Below are 15,674 nucleotides of genomic sequence, written 5' to 3' on the forward strand. Positions count from 1 at the left end.
CGGGGTGAGCGGGAGCAGGGTCATCGGGTCGCCTTTCGGGTCAACGCCGTGCGGGTCATCGGGCCACCGACACTCTAGTCAGTCCGCCCCTGCGTCGGCCCTCAGCGGGCCGCGCGGACGCCCCGGGCCAGGTCGACGGTCAGTGCCCGCAAGGCGGTGAGGTCGTCGGGCCGGCCGGCGTCGTCGGCCTCGAGCAGCGTCCGCACCAGCGCCGAGCCGACGATGACGGCGTCGGCGTACCCGCCGATCTCCGCCGCCTGGGCGCCGTTGGACACCCCCAGGCCGATCCCTACCCGGGTGTCCGGGCTGAGCGTACGGATCCGTTCGGTGAGCACCCGGCCGGCGTCCGAGGTGGTCTCCCGGGCGCCGGTGACCCCCATCACCGCGGTGGCGTAGAGCCAGCCGCGGGCGGCGTCGGCGGTCAGCCGGATCCGGTCGTCGGTGGAGGACGGGGCGACCAGGTAGATCCGGTCCACCCCGTGGGCGTCGGTCGCCGGCAGCCACTCGTCGGACTCGTCGGGGGTCAGATCGGGGGTGATCACCCCGGCCCCGCCGGCGTTGCGGAAGTCCCGGGCGAAGGCGTCGCAGCCGTACTGCTCGATCAGGTTCCAGTACGACATCACGCACGGGGTGGCCCCGGCGGCGGCGACCGTCTCGGTCGCCGCGAGCACGTCGCGGACCCGGACCCCACGCTCCAGGGCGCGGGTCGCCGCCCGCTGGATGGTCACCCCGTCCATCATCGGGTCGGAGTAGGGGATGCCGATCTCCACGATGTCGGCGCCCGGACCGTCGCCGGGATCGACCAGGGCGCGCAGCGCGTCCAGGGAGCCGGGCACGGTCGGGTAGCCGACCGGGAGGTAGCCGATGAACACGGCGCGGCCCTCGGCCGCGGCACGGTCGAACGCCGGGGTGCAGTTGCCGGGTGCGGTCATCTCACATCTCCTCGGGGCGCGGTTCGGCGTGGGCGGCGAGGTCCTCGGGCAGTTCCACCGGGTCCCCGCCGTGGGTCGCGTCCACCTCGCCGGTCAGCCCGAACCACCGGGTGGCGGTCCGGACGTCCTTGTCCCCCCGGCCGGACAGGGTGACCATGATCAGCGGCCGGGCGTCGGGGTCGGTCTGTGCGATCCGCCGGCCGAGCCGGATCGCGCCCGCCACGGCGTGCGCCGACTCGATCGCCGGCATCAGCCCCTCGGTGCGGGTGAGCAGCCGGAACGCCTCCATCGCCTCGGTGTCGGTGACCGGCTCGTACGTCACCCGGCCGACATCGTGCAGGTAGGCGTGCTCGGGGCCGACCCCGGGGTAGTCCAGCCCGGCCGAGATCGAGTGGGACTCCTGCGTCTGGCCGTCCTCGTCCTGCAGCAGGTAGGTCCGGGTGCCGTGCAGCACGCCGACCGAGCCACCGTTGATCGAGGCGGCGTGCCGGCCGGTCTCGATGCCCTCCCCGCCGGCCTCATAGCCATACAGCGCGACCGCGGGGTCGGGGATGAAGTCGGCGAAGGAACCCAACGCGTTCGACCCGCCGCCAACGCAGGCGCAGACGGCGTCCGGCAGCCGGCCGTACGTCGCCAGGAACTGGCCGCGGGCCTCGGTGGAGATCACCCGCTGGAACTCCCGGACGATCTTCGGGAACGGGTGCGGGCCGGCGACGGTGCCGATCAGGTAGTGGGTGTGGTCGACGGTGGCGACCCACTCGCGCAGCGCCTCGTTCATCGCGTCCTTGAGCGTCGCCGAGCCCGACTCGACGGCGATCACCTCGGCGCCGAGCAGCTGCATCCGGGCGACGTTGAGGGCCTGCCGGTCGGTGTCCACCTTGCCCATGTAGATCCGGCACTCCAGGCCCATCAGGGCAGCGGCGGTGGCGGTGGCGACGCCGTGCTGGCCGGCGCCGGTCTCGGCGATCACCCGCTGCTTGCCCATCCGCCGGGTGAGCAGGGCCTGGCCGAGGACGTTGTTGATCTTGTGCGAGCCGGTGTGGTTGAGGTCCTCCCGCTTGAACACCACCCGGGCGTTGCCGCAGTGCCGGGAGAACCGTTTGGCCTCGGTGAGCGGGGTGGGGCGGCCGGCGTAGTTGACCCGCAGGTCCTCCAGCTCGGCGGCGAAGGCCGGATCGCGCAGGGCGTCCTGGTAGGCCTGTTCGAGTTCGGCGAGGGCGGCGTACAGCGCCTCCGGGACGAACTTGCCGCCCAGCCGGTCGAAGTGGCCGCGGGCGTCGGGCACCTCGCGCCCGTCCCAGGGCCGCTGCCCGGCCAGGTTGCGGAACGGCTCGGTGGACACGGTCTCAGCCACGGTGGGCCTCCTTCATGGCGCGGACCCCGGCGACCGGGTCGCCGCCGGTGACGAGGGCCTGGCCGATCAGTGCAACATCGGCGCCGGCCTCGGCGAACGCCCGGACGTCGGCCGGGGTCCGGACGCCGGACTCGGCGACCCGGACGACGCCGGCCGGCACCAGCGGGGCGAGCCGGCCGAAGGTCGCGGTGTGGACCTCGAGGGTCTTCAGGTTGCGGTTGTTGATGCCGATCAGCACCGCGCCGACGTCGACGGCGCGACGGACCTCCTCGGCGGTGTGGGCCTCCACCAACGGGGTGAGGCCCAGGTCGAGGGCGGTGGCGTGCAGGGCGGCGAGTTCGCCGTCGGTGAGTGAGGCGACGATCAGCAGCGCCAGGTCGGCCCCGGCGGCCCGCGCCTCGTAGAGCTGGTAGGCGTCGACGATGAAGTCCTTGCGCAGCACCGGGATGTCCACCCGGGCCCGGACGGCGACCAGGTCCGCCAGGGTGCCGCCGAACCGGTGCTGCTCGGTGAGCACCGAGATGGCGTCCGCCCCGCCCCGGGCGTACGCCTGGGCGAGGGCCGCCGGATCGGCGATCTCGGCCAGCGCGCCGGCCGACGGGCTGGACCGCTTGACCTCGGCGATCACCGCGATCCCGGGCGCGCGGAAGGCGGGCAGCGGATCCCGGGTCGGCGGCAGCGCCTCGATCCGGCGCACCAGCTCGTCCTGCGGGGTGCGCACCCGGCGCTCGGCCATGTCGGCGCGGGCCCCCTGGTTCAGCTCGTCGAGCACACCCATCTGGCTCTCCTTCCGTTCATCTCATCTGTCTGTTCTACCGCACCGGTCCCGGCGTCCCGAGCAGTGGAACGCCGGTGGGACCGGGGACACGAATGGGCGCCGCGGACCGACGGCCCGGGCGCCCATGGATCCCGCACCCGGGGGCGTGCCCGGGCGGGGTCGGCTCAGTACGTCCTAGACGTTGTCGCGCCCCATCCCGCGCAGCACGGCCCAGGTGATCCACGCGGCCAGCGCGATGACGCCGGCGATGATCAGCAGGGTCGGATGGGGGGCGGGCACCATCCCGACCACGCCGACGACGACGGCGACCATGAAGATGATGGAGAACGCGTACGAGGCCGGCGACTTGCCGTGGTGGTACTTCTCCTCGGGGGCGTGCCCGATCGCGCTGTGACTCATCCTTGACTCTCCCTGTCCGGTGACGCTTCCTGGGGCGCATCCTGCTCCGCCGAGGGTAGCGCAGAACCGGCGGTCGGGTCGACGCCCGCGTCCAGTGCTTTCCACACCGCGGTGGCGTCGGTGAGGTCGATCGGGCCGGCGCCCCGCTCGAAGCGGGAGCGACGGGTCTCCCAGCGGGGGGCGAGGACGGCGAGCAGGGCGCCGCCCAGGGCGACCAGCAGTCCGGCGACGGCATAGGCCCAGGGCCAGCCGGTGCCGGTCAGGGTGTACTCCACCGACAGGGTGACCGTACGCAGCGCCTCGGCGACCACGTCGGCGGCCGGCCGGGGCCGGGTGAGGCCGACCGCGACCATCCCGGCGCCGGCCAGGAACAGCACCGCGCCGAGGACCTGACGGCCCCGGGCGGCGAGGGTGAGGGAGAGCAGCAGACCGGCCACGGTCACCACGGCCAACGCCTGGCTGAGGCTGCCGCTGGACGCGGTGCCGGTCAGCGGAGCGGTGGTGCCGCCCGCCCCGGCCTGCCACCACGGCTGGGCGCCGGTCGCGAACGCGCCGACGGTGCCGACCAGCAGGGCGGCGTACGCCATGGTCCGCCAGCGGTGGGCCGTCACCCCGGGGTCCCGTTCAGCTCGCGCCAACTGTCCGCGGTGGCGATCGCCCGGACCACGGCCATCGCCTTGTTGCGGCACTCCTGGTTCTCGTTGGCCGGGACCGAGTCGGCGACGATCCCCGCGCCGGACTGTACGTACGCCGTGCCGTCCTTCATCAGCGCAGTCCGGATCGCAATCGCCACGTCGGCGTTGCCGGCGAAGTCGAAGTAGCCGATCACCCCGCCGTACACCCCACGGCGGCTCACCTCGAGGTCGTCGATGATCTCCATCGCCCGCACCTTCGGCGCCCCGGACAGGGTCCCGGCGGGGAAGCACGACAGCACCGCCTGCACCGCGTCGACGTCGTCGCGCAGCCGCCCGGTGACGCCGGCCTCGAGGTGCATCACGTGGGAGTAGCGGCGGACCTTCATGAACTCGATCACGGTGACGGTGCCCGGTTCGCTGACCCGGCCCAGGTCGTTGCGGCCGAGGTCGACCAGCATCACGTGCTCGGCCCGTTCCTTCTCGTCGGCGAGCAGTTCCTGTTCCAGCGCGACGTCCTCGGCGGCCGTCCGGCCGCGCGGCCGGGTGCCGGCGATCGGGTGGGTGACCGCCTCCCGGTCGGTGACGGTGACCAGCGCCTCGGGGCTGGAGCCGACGATGTCGAACCCGTCGAGCCGCAACAGGTAGAGATAGGGGCTCGGGTTGATCCGGCGCAGCACCCGGTAGACGTCCAGCGGATCGGCCTGGGTACGGATGTCGAAGCGCTGGGAGACCACCACCTGGAAGATCTCGCCGGCACGGATCTCCTCGACCGCCGCCTCGACCGCCGCCTCGAACTGGACGGGCGTACGCTGCTCGATCACCTCGGGCGCGGTGCCGGAGTCGTCCACCGCCCGGACCAGCGGCTGCGCGGGCTCGGCCAGCCGGCGCGCCATCGCCGTCACCCGGGCCACCGCGTCGGCGTACGCCTCGTCGACCCGCTGGTCGGTCGCGTCGTGGTTGATCGCGTTGGCGATCAACCAGAGTTCGCCGGTGCGGTGGTCGAGCACGGCCAGGTCGGTGGCCAGCATCATCACCAGCTCGGGGACCTGCAGGTCGTCGACGTTCTCGTCGGGCAGCACCTCCAGGTGCCGGACGATGTCGTAGCCGAGATAGCCGACGAAGCCGTTGACGAACGGCGGCAGACCGTCGGGACGACCGGTGCGGAGCACCCGGAGGGATTCGCGCAGCACGTCGAGCGGCTCACCCTCGGTCGGCAGACCGACCGGGGGCGTGCCGGACCACACCGCCCGGCCGTCCCGCTCGGTCAGCGTGGCGCCGCTGCGGACCCCGATGATCGACCAGCGGGAGAAGACGCCGTCCTCGGCGGACTCGAAGAGGAAGGTGTGCGGAGCGTCCCGGGCCAGTGCGGCGTAGAGACCGACCGGGGTCTCGGTGTCGGCGAGCACCTTGGTCCACACCGGGATCACCCGACTGGTCCTGGCCTGCTCACGGAAGCCCGCCGGGCTCGGGGTGATCGGCAGCTCACTCATCGGAGCCTCCGTCTGGACGGGCGGCACCCGGGCCGAGCGCGAGGGTGTGGGTGTCGAAGCAGGACCGGGTGCCGAGGTGGCAGGCCGCGCCCTCCTGGTCGACCTGCAGCAGCACGGTGTCACCGTCGCAGTCCAGCTCGACCCGGCGGACCCACTGCCGGTGGCCGCTCTCCTCTCCCTTGACCCACAGCTTCCGGCGGCTGCGCGACCAATAGGTGCCGCGGCCGGTGGCCAGAGTGCGAGCGAGCGCCTCGTCGTTCATCCAGGCCATCATCAGCACCCGACCGTCGGTCGCGTCCTGGGCGATGGCCGGGACGAGCCCGTCCGGGGTGCGCTTGAGCAGCGCCGCCACCTCCTCGGGGAGGGTGGGATTCGTCGCCATGGCTCAGCCCAGCCGCTCGAGAATGATCTCGCGCACCCGGGCCGCGTCGGCCTGGCCGCGCATCTCCTTCATCACCGCGCCGATCAGCGCGCCGGCCGCCTGCACCCGGCCGCCGCGGATCCGGTCGGCGACGTCCGGGTTGGCGGCGATGGCCGCGTCGACCGCGGCGCCGAGTGCCCCATCGTCCGACACCACCGCCAGACCCCGGTCGGCGACCACCTCGGCCGGCTCGCCCTCCCCGGCCAGCACCCCGTCGTAGACCTGGCGGGCGAGCTTGTCGTTGATCGTGCCGGCGTCGACCAGTGCCTGGACCGCGGCGACCTGGGCCGGCGAGATCCCGACCTCGTCCAGCGCCACGCCGGCCTCGTTGGCCCGCCGGGCGAGCTCGGTGGTCCACCACTTGCGGGCCGCCTGGGCGGTGGCGCCGGCGGTGACGGTCTGCTCGACCAGGTCCAGCGCGTCGGCGTTGACCACGTCGCGCATCTCCAGATCGCTGAAGCCCCAGGCGGCCTGCAGCCGGTTGCGGCGCCTGGTGGGATGCTCCGGCAGCGTCGCCCGCAGTTCCTCGACCCACTCCCGGCTCGGGGCGATCGGCACCAGGTCGGGCTCGGGGAAGTAGCGGTAGTCCTCCGCCTCCTCCTTGGACCGGCCGAAGGACGTCTCGCCGAGGTGTTCCAGCCAGTTCCGGGTGCACTGCTCGACCGTCCCGCCGTCCTGCAGCACGGCCGCCTGGCGCTGGATCTCGTACGTCACCGCGCCCTCGATGGACCGGAACGAGTTGATGTTCTTGGTCTCGGTGCGGGTGCCCAGCTTCTCCCGGCCCCACGGGCGCAGCGAGACGTTGGCGTCACAGCGCAGCGAGCCCTCGTTCATCCGTACGTCGGAGACGCCGAGGGCGCGCATCAGGTCACGGATCGTCTCCACGTAGCGCCGGGCGACCTCCGGGGCGCGAGCACCGGCCCCGGTGATCGGCCGGGTGACGATCTCGATCAGCGGCACCCCGGCCCGGTTGTAGTCGAGCAGCGAATAGTCCGCGCCGTGCAGCCGCCCGGTCTCACCCCCCAGGTGGGTCAGCTTGCCGGCGTCCTCCTCCATGTGGGCCCGCTCGATCTCGACCCGGAACACCTCGCCGTCGGACAGCTCGACATCCAGGTGCCCGTCGTGGGCGATCGGTTCGTCGTACTGGCTGGTCTGGTAGTCCTTGGGCATGTCGGGGTAGAAGTAGTTCTTCCGCGCCATCCGGCACCACTCGGCGATCGAGCAGTTCAGCGCCAGGCCCATCCGGATGGCCGACTCGACCGCCTTGGCGTTGATCGCCGGCATCGAGCCGGGCAGGCCGAGGCACACCGGGCAGGTGTGGGTGTTCGGGGCGGCGCCGAACTCGGTGGAGCAGCCGCAGAACATCTTCGAGGCGGTGTTGAGCTCGACGTGGACCTCCAGGCCGATCACCGGCTCGTACGCCTCGAGGGCGTCGGCGTAGGACAGGATCGGCTCGCTCATCGGGTGACCTCCGTCGTCGTGGCCGGGTCGGGGACGCGATTGAGCAGCGGGCCGCCCCAGCGGTCGGTCAGCGCCCGCTCCAGCGCCGCGCCGACCCGGTAGAGCCGGTCGTCGGCCCGGTGCGGTGCCATCACGTGGAACCCGATCGGCAACCCGTCGCCGGTCAGGCCGGTGGGGAAGGACCCGGCCGCATTGCCGGCCAGGTTCGTCGGGATCGTGCACAGGTCGTTGAGATACATCGCCATCGGGTCGTCGAGCCGCTCCCCCAGCCGGAACGCGGCCGTCGGGGTGGTCGGTGAGACGAGGACGTCCGCCCGGGCGAACGCGGCGGTGAAGTCCTGCTGCACCAGGGTGCGGACCTTCTGCGCGGATCCGTAGTAGGCGTCGCGGTAGCCGGCCGACAGGGCGTACGTGCCGATGATGATCCGCCGCTTCACCTCGGCGCCGAACCCGGCCTCCCGGGACAGCGCCATCACCTGTTCGGTGGAGCGAGTGCCGTCGTCGCCAACCCGCAGGCCGTAGCGCATCGCGTCGAAGCGGGCCAGGTTGGAGGAGGCCTCGCTGGGCAGGATGAGGTAGTACGCCGCGAGGGCGTACTCGAAGGTGGGACAGGAGACCTCGACCACCTCGGCACCCAGCTCCGCCAGCAGATCCACGGTGGCGCGGAAGTTCGCCTCGACCTCGGGTGCGTAGCCCTCGCCGCCGAGCTCGGTGACCACGCCGACCCGCAGGCCCCTGACGTCACCCGCGCGGGCGGCGGCCACCACCGGCGGCACCGGGGCGTCCAGCGAGGTCTGGTCCTTCGGATCGTGGCCGGCGATCACCTCGTGCAGCAGTGCCGTGTCGAGGACCGTACGGCCGCACGGGCCGGGCTGGTCGAGACTGGAGGCGAGCGCGATCTGACCGAACCGCGAGGTGCCGCCGTAGGTCGGCTTCACCCCCACGGTGCCGGTGAAGGCGGCCGGCTGACGGATCGAGCCACCGGTGTCGGTGCCGATCGCCAGCGGCGCCTCGAAGGCCGCCAGCGCCGCCGCCGAGCCACCGCCCGAGCCACCGGGCACCCGGGTGAAGTCCCAGGGGTTGTGGGTCGGCCCGTACGCGGAGTTCTCCGTGGATGAGCCCATCGCGAACTCGTCCATGTTGGTCTTGCCGAGGATCACCACGCCGGCGTCGAGCAGACGCTGGGTCACCGTGGCGTTGTACGGCGGGCGCCAGCCCTCGAGGATCTTCGAGCCGGCGGTCGTCGGCACGCCCTTCTGGGCGAGGACGTCCTTCAGGGCGAGCGGAACGCCGGCGAGCGGCCCCGGCCGCTCCCCCGCGGCGATCCGGGCATCGACGGCCGCGGCCTGGGCCAACGCACCCTCCTCGTCGACGCTGAGGAAGGCGTGCACCGCCCCGTCCACGGCGGCGATCCGATCCAGGTGCGCCCGGGTGACCTCGACGCTGGAGACCTCCCCGGTGGCGATCGCGCCGGCGAGATCGGCCGCACTCGTGGTGATCAGCGTGCTGGCGTCCATGCTCACTGCTCCTCTCCCAGGATCCGCGGGACCCGGAAACGGTCGTCCTCCCGGTCCGGGGCCATCGCCAGGACCTCGTCGACCGGCAGCGAGTCGTGCACCTCGTCGGCCCGGAAGACGTTCGTCATCGGGACCGGGTGGGAGGTGGGCGCGACGTCGTCGGTGGCCACGTCGGTCACCCGGGCGACCGCCTCGAGGATCACGTCCAGCTGGGGGGCCAGATGGGCCAGCTCCGCCGGGGAGAGGTCGATGCGGGCCAGCTGTGCCAGCCTCGCGACCTCGTCTTGGCTCAACGCCACGGTGCAACTCCTTGGGTCCGGGGATCTCATGTCCGCACCGCTCATCCTAGAGCCGACCACCGACAGCGCCCGCTCGGCGACCGCAGGAGGTGGTGGCGCGGACAGCGGAGTGGACCTCCGAAGCGTCAGCAGGGTGAACACTGTGTGACACGTTGCGTCCCGAACACCCCCGAGTTGCCGTGGTGGGCGACCCGGAGGGGAGAATGCTGCTGTGTTCCTGATGCGAGTGTCCATGCCCGACCGACCCGGTGCCCTCGGCGCCGTCGCCTCCGCCGTCGGCCTCGTCGGCTGCGACATCAAGGCGATCGAGATCGTGGAGAGCCGTGACGGCCACGGCATCGACGACTTCATGCTGGAGATCCCCACCGGCGTGCTGCCCGACACTGTGGTCAGCGCCTGTCAGGAGGTCAGCGGGGTCGAGGTGCTGTGGATCTCGCGACACTACGACGGCGGCACGCTGCAGAGCGACCTGGAGACGCTCGAGCAGATGACCCGCGACCCCGAGCATGCCGCCGAGGTCCTGGTCGACAGCGCGCCCAGCGTCTTCCACTGCCAGTGGAGCGTGCTCGTCGAGCGGGAGAGTGACGCCTCGGTCACGTACGCCACGCCGATGGCGCCGGACCTGGACAGCGCCGTGCTGGGACGGGTCGGGGACCTCGCCAAGGCCGGTTCGGCAGACATGCCGGCCGGCTGGGTGCCGGCCTGGAGCGACACCGCCCTCGCCTGGGCGCCGATCGGCACCGACCGCTCCATCCTGGTCGGACGGACCGGCGGGCCGGTCTGGCTGCCCTCCGAGATCGCCCGGCTGCGCCACCTCTCGGCCCTGGCCGACTGATCCGTGCCGGAGCTGCCGCTGCCGTACGGGGCGGGCTGGTTCACCGGATTCCTGGTGGCCCTGGTCTACGGCCTGGTGGGTGCCGTCGTGCCGGTGGCCAACGCCGAGGCGTACGCCGTCGCCGCGGGGGCTCTGCACCCGGCCGGTTCGGTCGCTGCGATCACCGGGCTGACCCTCGGCCAGGGCATCGGCAAGATGCTGATGTTCTGGGGGGTCCGCCGGGGCAAGGAACTGCCCTTCTTCCATCCCCGGCACCGGAGCGGGTCCGGGTCCGACGGCGCCGCCTCGGGCACTGGCGCCACGGGCGGCGACGTTCCGGCCCGCCGCGAGGCCGACCTGGGAACACTCCGCCGCTGGTGGTCGCGCACCGTCCGGGTGTCGCTGCGGCTGATCGGTGACACCCGGGCCGGGCTGCCGCTGGTCTTCGCGGCCGCCGTGATCGGCTTCCCGCCGCTCTATCCGGTGGTGCTGGTCGCCGGGGCCTCACCGATCCCGGCCTGGAGCTTCGGCATCATGATGTCGCTGGGTCGAGGACTGCGGTTCGCCCTGCTGGCCTGGGGTGGCACCGGCCTGGCCGGCCTGCTGGGGTAGGTCGACCGGGCGGGACGGTCAGAACAGCGCGCCCTTGCCGGTCATCATCCAGTAGAACAGCCACCAGGTGGCGACGACGGCGACCACCGCCAGGACGAAGCCCACCACCACGAGGACGCGCTGCCGGCGCTTGCGGCGGGTGCTGGGCACCAGCGACGGACCCCATTCCCCCAGCCGGGGGCGCACCCGCGCCGGGATGTCACCGTGCAGGTCGGGGTCGGAGAAGATACGTCGCGTCACATCATCAGCCTAGGGCCGCCAGCGCAAGGCAGCCGGTCAGCAGGTTCGATGCGGCGTGCAGTGACCAGCTCGGGACCAGCGAGCCGCCCGCGAGGTGCTCGTTGAGAAACCCCATCAGCGCGCCGACGGCACCGGTCAACACTCCGACAGCAATGCCCCAGCCAGCACCCACCGCGAGCCCGAACGGCACCACGTGCAGCAGGGCGAAAACGGCAGCTTGGATGGTGTCGGCGGGCCAGAAGCCGAGTCTGCTCGCGAGCCGCTTGAGCAGAAAACCTCGGAACAGTGATTCCTCGGCGAACGCCGTCTGCAGCAGGGCGTAGGCAATGACGCCCGGCGGGAGGCCTAGGCGACCGGCCTCACACCGTCCGGCCCCTCGTCCAGGAACCGCTGGAAGTCCTCAGCGGCCACGATCGGCCGGCCGAGCGCGCGGGCCTTCTCGGCCTTCGACCCGGCGCCCTCACCGACCACGACGTAGTCGGTCTTCTTCGACACCGACCCCGCCGCCTTGGCACCGCGGGCGACGATGGCCGCCTGGGCGTCGTCCCGGCTGTAGCCCGGCATCGCGCCGGTGACGACGACGGTCAATCCGGCCAGGGTCTGCGTCACCTCGGGCCCGGCTGCCGGCGCCGGCTCACCGTAGCTCCCCAGCACACAGCCGGCGCCCTGCCACTTGCGGATGATGTCGACCCGCCAGTCGGTGGCGAACCAGTCCCGGATCGCCGCGGCGATCGACGGCCCGATCCCCTCGACGGCCGCGAGCTGGTCGTCGGTGGCGTCCCGCAACGCCTCCACGGTCGGGAAGGCGGCGGCGATGTCGGGAGCGTTCCCCTTGCCGATGTGACGGATCGACAGCGCCACCAGGAACTTCGCCCACGGCCGGGTCTTCGCGGCCTCGAGGTTCGCCAGCAGCTTCTCGCCGTTGGCGGAGAGCAGCCGGTCGCCGGCCCCCGCGGCTCGTTCCTTCGGCTTGCTGGCGCGGGTGAAGAAGGTCGTCCGGGCCAGCTCGTCGGCGGTCAGCGCGAACAGGTCACCCTCGTCGGTGAGCAGGCCCGCGGCCAGCAGGGCGTCGGCCCCCTGCGCGCCCAGCACCTCGATGTCCAGCGCGTCGCGGGAGGCGAGGTGGAACAGCCGCTCCCGCAGCTGGGCCGGACAGGACCGCTGGTTGGGACAGCGGATGTCGGCGTCGCCGTCCTTCTCGTACGCCAGTGCGGTGCCGCACTCCGGGCAGTGCGTCGGCATCACGAAGGCCCGCTCGGTGCCGTCACGCAGTTCGGCGACCGGACCGACCACCTCGGGGATGACGTCGCCGGCCTTGCGCAGCACCACCGTGTCGCCGATCAGTACGCCCTTGCGGACCACCTCGGTGGCGTTGTGCAGGGTCGCCTGGGCGACCGTCGACCCGGCCACCACCACCGGGTCCATCACCGCGTACGGGGTGACCCGGCCGGTCCGGCCGACGTTGACCCGGATGTCGAGCAGTCTGGTGGTGACCTCCTCCGGTGGGTACTTGTACGCGATCGCCCAGCGCGGGGCCCGGGAGGTGAACCCGAGCCGGTCCTGCAGGGCCCGCTCGTCGACCTTCACCACCGTGCCGTCGATCTCGTGGACGAAGTCGTGGCGCCGCTGCGCCACCTCCTCGACGAATGCCCAGATCTCCTCCTTGGTGTCGACCACCCGGGAGAACTGGCTGACCGGCAGGCCGAAGTCGGCGAGCACCTCGTACGCGTGGGACTGGCGGGCCAGCTCCAGCCTGGTGCCGGGTTCGTCGGACGTGGCACCCCAGCCGTGGGCGGTGAAGCCGAGCCGGCGCGAGGCGGTGACGGCGGGATCCTTCTGCCGCAGGGACCCCGCCGCGCTGTTGCGCGGATTGGCGAACGGGGCCTTGCCCGCCGCCACCAGCTCCTCGTTGATCCGGCGGAACTGTGCCAGGGACAGATACACCTCGCCGCGGACCTCCAGCAGCGCGGGCACCGGATGGCCGGCACTGCTGACCAGGGTCCGCGGGATCGCCGCGATCCGCCGGACGTTCGCCGTGACGTCCTCGCCGACCCGCCCGTCGCCGCGAGTGGCCGCCCGGGCCAGCGCGCCGTTCTCGTAGACCAGGTCCACCGCCAGACCGTCGATCTTCAGCTCGCAGACGAAGGCCCCCGCCCCGGGCCGTTCGCCCAGCCGGTCGATCGTACGATCCACCCAGCCGAACAGCTCCTGCTGGCTGAAGACGTTGTCCAGGCTGGTCATCGGCTGCGGGTGCACCACCGGCGCGAAGGTCGCCGACGGCACCGCACCGACCTGCTGGGTCGGTGAATCAGGGGTGCGCAGCTGCGGGTAGCGGTCCTCCAGCGCCTCCAGCTCGCGCATCAACGCGTCGAACTCCCCGTCCGAGATGGTCGGCGCATCCAGCACGTAGTAGCGGTGCCGATGCTCGACGATCTCGGCGGCCAGGACGTCGTGGCGCTCGCAGATCTCCTCGTCGGGGGCTACCGCGGGGTCGGGCGCGTCCGCGTCGGTGGTCGCTGCGGGATCCGGGCGCTGTTCGGTCACGGGCCCAATGTAGTGGCCCACACCGACAGCCCGGCGGAGCGGAACGGCCAGGTCAGCGAGCCAATTCCTCGCCGACGATCGCCGCCGCCGAGCCGAGCCGACGCAGCAGCACGGTCGCCGGACGCTCGGTCCATCCGGCCAGACCACATGCCGGGGTCAGCACGAGACGCTCGGCGACCACCGGCCCGAGTTCCAGGGGCTGCAGCACCCGCAGCGCCCGCCGGGCCAGCGCATCGACGGTCGGGAGCGCGTCGGCGACCGCGGTGGGTGCCACGCCGAGGTGCAGCGCCCGGCCGCCCTCGAGCAGGCCAGCGATCGCGTCGAGGTCGGTCGCCGTCAGGGTGTCGACGTCCACCCCCACCCCGCCGATCCCGGCCGCGACCAGGTCGTCGATCCCGATCGAGGAGGAGCAGGAGTGCACCAGGGTCCGGGCCGGGTCGAGGCCGCCCGCCACCACCCGGTCCACCAACGGACGGAGGTGGCCGATCACCTCCTGCCCACCCCAGGCCGGCAGCCGCCGCAGCCCGGACGCCGTCCGGACCGCACCCGACCGGATCGCCCCGAGCAGCGGCTCATCCCACTGCAGGCCGATCACCGCGCCCGGCACCCGGCGAGCCACATCGCGGACCAGTCCGGCCGACGCCTCCGCCAGCGCATCACGCAGATCACGGGTGGCACCGGGATCGCCGAGCGCGGCACCACCGCGCGGCAGTTCCACGCTCGCGGCCAGCGTCAGTGGTCCGGTGAGGGTGACCCGCAGCGCCCCCGCGAAGCCCTGGGCCTGTTCCTCGAGGATGTCGAGGTCGTCGCGCAGGGTGGCGTGGGCCCGCCGCTGCAGCAGCGACCGTCCCTCGGTCAGCCGCCAGCCGCTCGGTTGCAGGTCGGCGCCCACCTCGGCCAGGGCCCCCAGGGCGCGCCCGATCATGTCGCTGCCGGGTCCGCGGGCGGGCAGCTCGGGCAGGTAGGCACCGTCGGGCAGCTCCCCCAGGGTGAGCCGGACGGCCGCGGCGGCGTCCTGCCCCGGCCAGGACCCGACCCCGCTGTGGCGGACGGTCATGCTGCGCCCCATCTCATCCGGCGGCCCGCCGGCCGGTGGCGTCGATGGTGGCCGAGCCGACCACCCGGTCCCCGTCGTAGAGCACCACGGCCTGGCCGGGTGCGATGCCGTATGCCGGCGCCGCCAACGTCACCACCACCCCGGCCGGATCGGCGACCACCGTGCAGTCCAGCTGGTCGCCGTGGGCCCGCACCTGCGCCCGCGCGGACCAGTCGCCGAGTCGGGCGGGACCGGCCCAGCTGGGACGGATCGCGGTGATGGTGTCCACGGCCAGGGCCTCGTGCGGGCCCACGGTGACCCGGTTGGCCACCGGGCTGATGCCGAGCACGTAGCGCGGCTGCCCGTCGTCGGCGGGCATCCCCAGGTGCAGGCCGCGGCGCTGGCCGACGGTGAACCGGTGCGCGCCGTGATGGTGGCCGACGACGGTGCCGTCGAGGTCGACGATCTCTCCCTCGGCGGTCCCGAGCTCACGGTCGAGGAACGCGCCGGTGTCGCCGTCGGGGATGAAGCAGATGTCGTGCGAGTCGGGCTTGCGGGCGACCGCCAGTCCCCGCTCGGCCGCCTCGGCGCGCACCGCGGTCTTGTACGAGTCGCCGAGCGGGAACAGCGAGTGGGCGAGCTGGTCGGCGTCCAGCACGCCGAGGACGTACGACTGGTCCTTGGTCGGGTCGACCGCCCGGTGCAGGGCGGGGCCGTGCGGTCCGTCGAGCAGCCGGGCGTAGTGACCGGTGGCGACCGCGTCGAAGCCGAGGGCCAGGCCGCGGGCCAGCACCGCCGAGAACTTGATCGACTCGTTGCAGCGCAGACACGGGTTCGGCGTACGGCCGGCACGGTACTCGGCGAGGAAGTCCTCGACCACGTCGGAGCGGAACTCCGCCGAGAGGTCCCAGACGTAGAACGGGATCCCCAGCACGTCGGCGGCACGCCGGGCGTCATGGGCGTCCTCCAGTGAGCAGCAGCCGCGGGCGCCGCTGCGGAAGGACTGCGGATTGCGGGACAGGGCGAGGTGGACGCCGGTGACGTCGTGGCCGGCGTCGACCATCCGCGCCGCGGCCACCGCCGAGTCGACCCCCCCGGACATCGCCGCCAGGACCTTCATCGCCGCACTCCTCCCGTCGGTC

17 protein-coding genes are annotated in these 15,674 nt (G+C 72.8%); 2 read left to right on the forward strand and 15 right to left on the reverse strand.

The genetic code is table 11. The annotated features are described in order from the left end of the window. Positions 1-101: 101 nt before the first annotated feature. The 10 genes from trpA to gatC form a co-directional block, all read right to left on the reverse strand. Positions 102-932 (reverse strand): tryptophan synthase subunit alpha, encoded by an 831-nt coding sequence (gene trpA / locus R0145_RS09450; RefSeq protein ID WP_317836575.1) that lies wholly within the window; start codon positions 930-932, stop codon positions 102-104. A gap of 1 nt (position 933) precedes the next feature. Continuing rightward, positions 934-2,250 (reverse strand): tryptophan synthase subunit beta, encoded by a 1,317-nt coding sequence (gene trpB, locus R0145_RS09455; RefSeq protein ID WP_317840199.1) that lies wholly within the window; start codon positions 2,248-2,250, stop codon positions 934-936. A gap of 28 nt (positions 2,251-2,278) precedes the next feature. Next, the gene (trpC, locus tag R0145_RS09460; RefSeq protein ID WP_317836576.1) at positions 2,279-3,064 is read right to left on the reverse strand and encodes an indole-3-glycerol phosphate synthase TrpC; all 786 of its coding nucleotides are present in this window, start codon (positions 3,062-3,064) and stop codon (positions 2,279-2,281) included. Between the two features lie 174 nt (positions 3,065-3,238). Further along, entirely contained in the window at positions 3,239-3,463 is a 225-nt protein-coding gene (locus tag R0145_RS09465) for a hypothetical protein (RefSeq protein WP_317836577.1), read from the reverse strand. Next, positions 3,460-4,074: a Trp biosynthesis-associated membrane protein gene (locus tag R0145_RS09470; RefSeq protein ID WP_317836578.1), complete on the reverse strand. Its 615-nt coding sequence runs from the start codon at positions 4,072-4,074 to the stop codon at positions 3,460-3,462. The genes R0145_RS09465 and R0145_RS09470 overlap by 4 nt, the downstream gene beginning before the upstream one ends. Continuing rightward, positions 4,071-5,588 carry an anthranilate synthase component I gene (locus R0145_RS09475; RefSeq protein WP_317836579.1) on the reverse strand — a complete coding sequence of 506 codons (1,518 nt, stop codon included), beginning with the start codon at positions 5,586-5,588 and terminating at the stop codon, positions 4,071-4,073. The genes R0145_RS09470 and R0145_RS09475 overlap by 4 nt, the downstream gene beginning before the upstream one ends. After that, positions 5,581-5,970 (reverse strand): phosphoribosyl-AMP cyclohydrolase, encoded by a 390-nt coding sequence (gene hisI / locus R0145_RS09480; RefSeq protein WP_317836580.1) that lies wholly within the window; start codon positions 5,968-5,970, stop codon positions 5,581-5,583. The genes R0145_RS09475 and hisI overlap by 8 nt, the downstream gene beginning before the upstream one ends. 3 nt (positions 5,971-5,973) lie before the next feature. Continuing rightward, entirely contained in the window at positions 5,974-7,470 is a 1,497-nt protein-coding gene (gene gatB / locus R0145_RS09485) for an Asp-tRNA(Asn)/Glu-tRNA(Gln) amidotransferase subunit GatB (protein ID WP_317836581.1), read from the reverse strand. After that, positions 7,467-8,987 carry an Asp-tRNA(Asn)/Glu-tRNA(Gln) amidotransferase subunit GatA gene (gene gatA, locus R0145_RS09490; protein WP_317836582.1) on the reverse strand — a complete coding sequence of 507 codons (1,521 nt, stop codon included), beginning with the start codon at positions 8,985-8,987 and terminating at the stop codon, positions 7,467-7,469. Before gatA ends, gatB begins: the two co-directional genes overlap by 4 nt. Positions 8,988-8,989: 2 nt before the next feature. Beyond that, positions 8,990-9,316: an Asp-tRNA(Asn)/Glu-tRNA(Gln) amidotransferase subunit GatC gene (gatC, locus tag R0145_RS09495; protein WP_411742032.1), complete on the reverse strand. Its 327-nt coding sequence runs from the start codon at positions 9,314-9,316 to the stop codon at positions 8,990-8,992. Between the two features lie 190 nt (positions 9,317-9,506). Between gatC and R0145_RS09500 the strand changes: the two genes are divergently transcribed. Both R0145_RS09500 and R0145_RS09505 read left to right on the forward strand, forming a co-directional pair. Beyond that, positions 9,507-10,121 (forward strand): ACT domain-containing protein, encoded by a 615-nt coding sequence (locus R0145_RS09500; protein ID WP_317840200.1) that lies wholly within the window; start codon positions 9,507-9,509, stop codon positions 10,119-10,121. Between the two features lie 3 nt (positions 10,122-10,124). Next, positions 10,125-10,712 carry a hypothetical protein gene (locus R0145_RS09505; protein WP_317836585.1) on the forward strand — a complete coding sequence of 196 codons (588 nt, stop codon included), beginning with the start codon at positions 10,125-10,127 and terminating at the stop codon, positions 10,710-10,712. An 18-nt stretch (positions 10,713-10,730) separates the two neighbouring features. Here the strand turns inward: R0145_RS09505 and R0145_RS09510 are convergent, their stop codons facing one another. Genes R0145_RS09510 through mnmA form a run of 5 tightly spaced genes read right to left on the reverse strand, consistent with a single transcriptional unit; the run spans position 10,731 to position 15,652 of the window. Then, on the reverse strand, positions 10,731-10,952 hold the full coding sequence (locus R0145_RS09510; protein ID WP_317836586.1) for a hypothetical protein: 222 nt from the start codon (positions 10,950-10,952) through the stop codon (positions 10,731-10,733). Between the two features lie 4 nt (positions 10,953-10,956). After that, entirely contained in the window at positions 10,957-11,280 is a 324-nt protein-coding gene (locus R0145_RS09515) for a CPBP family intramembrane glutamic endopeptidase (RefSeq protein WP_317840201.1), read from the reverse strand. Positions 11,281-11,297: 17 nt separating this feature from the next. Further along, positions 11,298-13,496, reverse strand: coding sequence for an NAD-dependent DNA ligase LigA (ligA, locus tag R0145_RS09520; protein WP_317836587.1), 2,199 nt, complete (start codon positions 13,494-13,496; stop codon positions 11,298-11,300). A gap of 52 nt (positions 13,497-13,548) precedes the next feature. Further along, positions 13,549-14,553 carry a hypothetical protein gene (locus R0145_RS09525; protein WP_317836588.1) on the reverse strand — a complete coding sequence of 335 codons (1,005 nt, stop codon included), beginning with the start codon at positions 14,551-14,553 and terminating at the stop codon, positions 13,549-13,551. A 13-nt stretch (positions 14,554-14,566) separates the two neighbouring features. Continuing rightward, positions 14,567-15,652 carry a tRNA 2-thiouridine(34) synthase MnmA gene (mnmA, locus tag R0145_RS09530; protein ID WP_317836589.1) on the reverse strand — a complete coding sequence of 362 codons (1,086 nt, stop codon included), beginning with the start codon at positions 15,650-15,652 and terminating at the stop codon, positions 14,567-14,569. Positions 15,653-15,674: the final 22 nt, after the last annotated feature.

The organism is Raineyella sp. W15-4 (genome assembly GCF_033170155.1).
Taxonomy (GTDB): domain Bacteria; phylum Actinomycetota; class Actinomycetes; order Propionibacteriales; family Propionibacteriaceae; genus Raineyella.

Coding starts and splice junctions, on each gene's coding strand:
- trpA (WP_317836575.1), bottom strand. CDS start 932: ATGACCGCACCCGGCAACTGCACCCCGGCGTTCGACCGTGCCGCGGCC.
- trpC (WP_317836576.1), bottom strand. CDS start 3,064: ATGGGTGTGCTCGACGAGCTGAACCAGGGGGCCCGCGCCGACATGGCC.
- R0145_RS09465 (WP_317836577.1), bottom strand. CDS start 3,463: ATGAGTCACAGCGCGATCGGGCACGCCCCCGAGGAGAAGTACCACCAC.
- R0145_RS09475 (WP_317836579.1), bottom strand. CDS start 5,588: ATGAGTGAGCTGCCGATCACCCCGAGCCCGGCGGGCTTCCGTGAGCAG.
- hisI (WP_317836580.1), bottom strand. CDS start 5,970: ATGGCGACGAATCCCACCCTCCCCGAGGAGGTGGCGGCGCTGCTCAAG.
- gatB (WP_317836581.1), bottom strand. CDS start 7,470: ATGAGCGAGCCGATCCTGTCCTACGCCGACGCCCTCGAGGCGTACGAG.
- gatA (WP_317836582.1), bottom strand. CDS start 8,987: ATGGACGCCAGCACGCTGATCACCACGAGTGCGGCCGATCTCGCCGGC.
- gatC (WP_411742032.1), bottom strand. CDS start 9,316: ATGAGATCCCCGGACCCAAGGAGTTGCACCGTGGCGTTGAGCCAAGAC.
- R0145_RS09500 (WP_317840200.1), top strand. CDS start 9,507: ATGCGAGTGTCCATGCCCGACCGACCCGGTGCCCTCGGCGCCGTCGCC.
- R0145_RS09525 (WP_317836588.1), bottom strand. CDS start 14,553: ATGACCGTCCGCCACAGCGGGGTCGGGTCCTGGCCGGGGCAGGACGCC.
- mnmA (WP_317836589.1), bottom strand. CDS start 15,652: ATGAAGGTCCTGGCGGCGATGTCCGGGGGGGTCGACTCGGCGGTGGCC.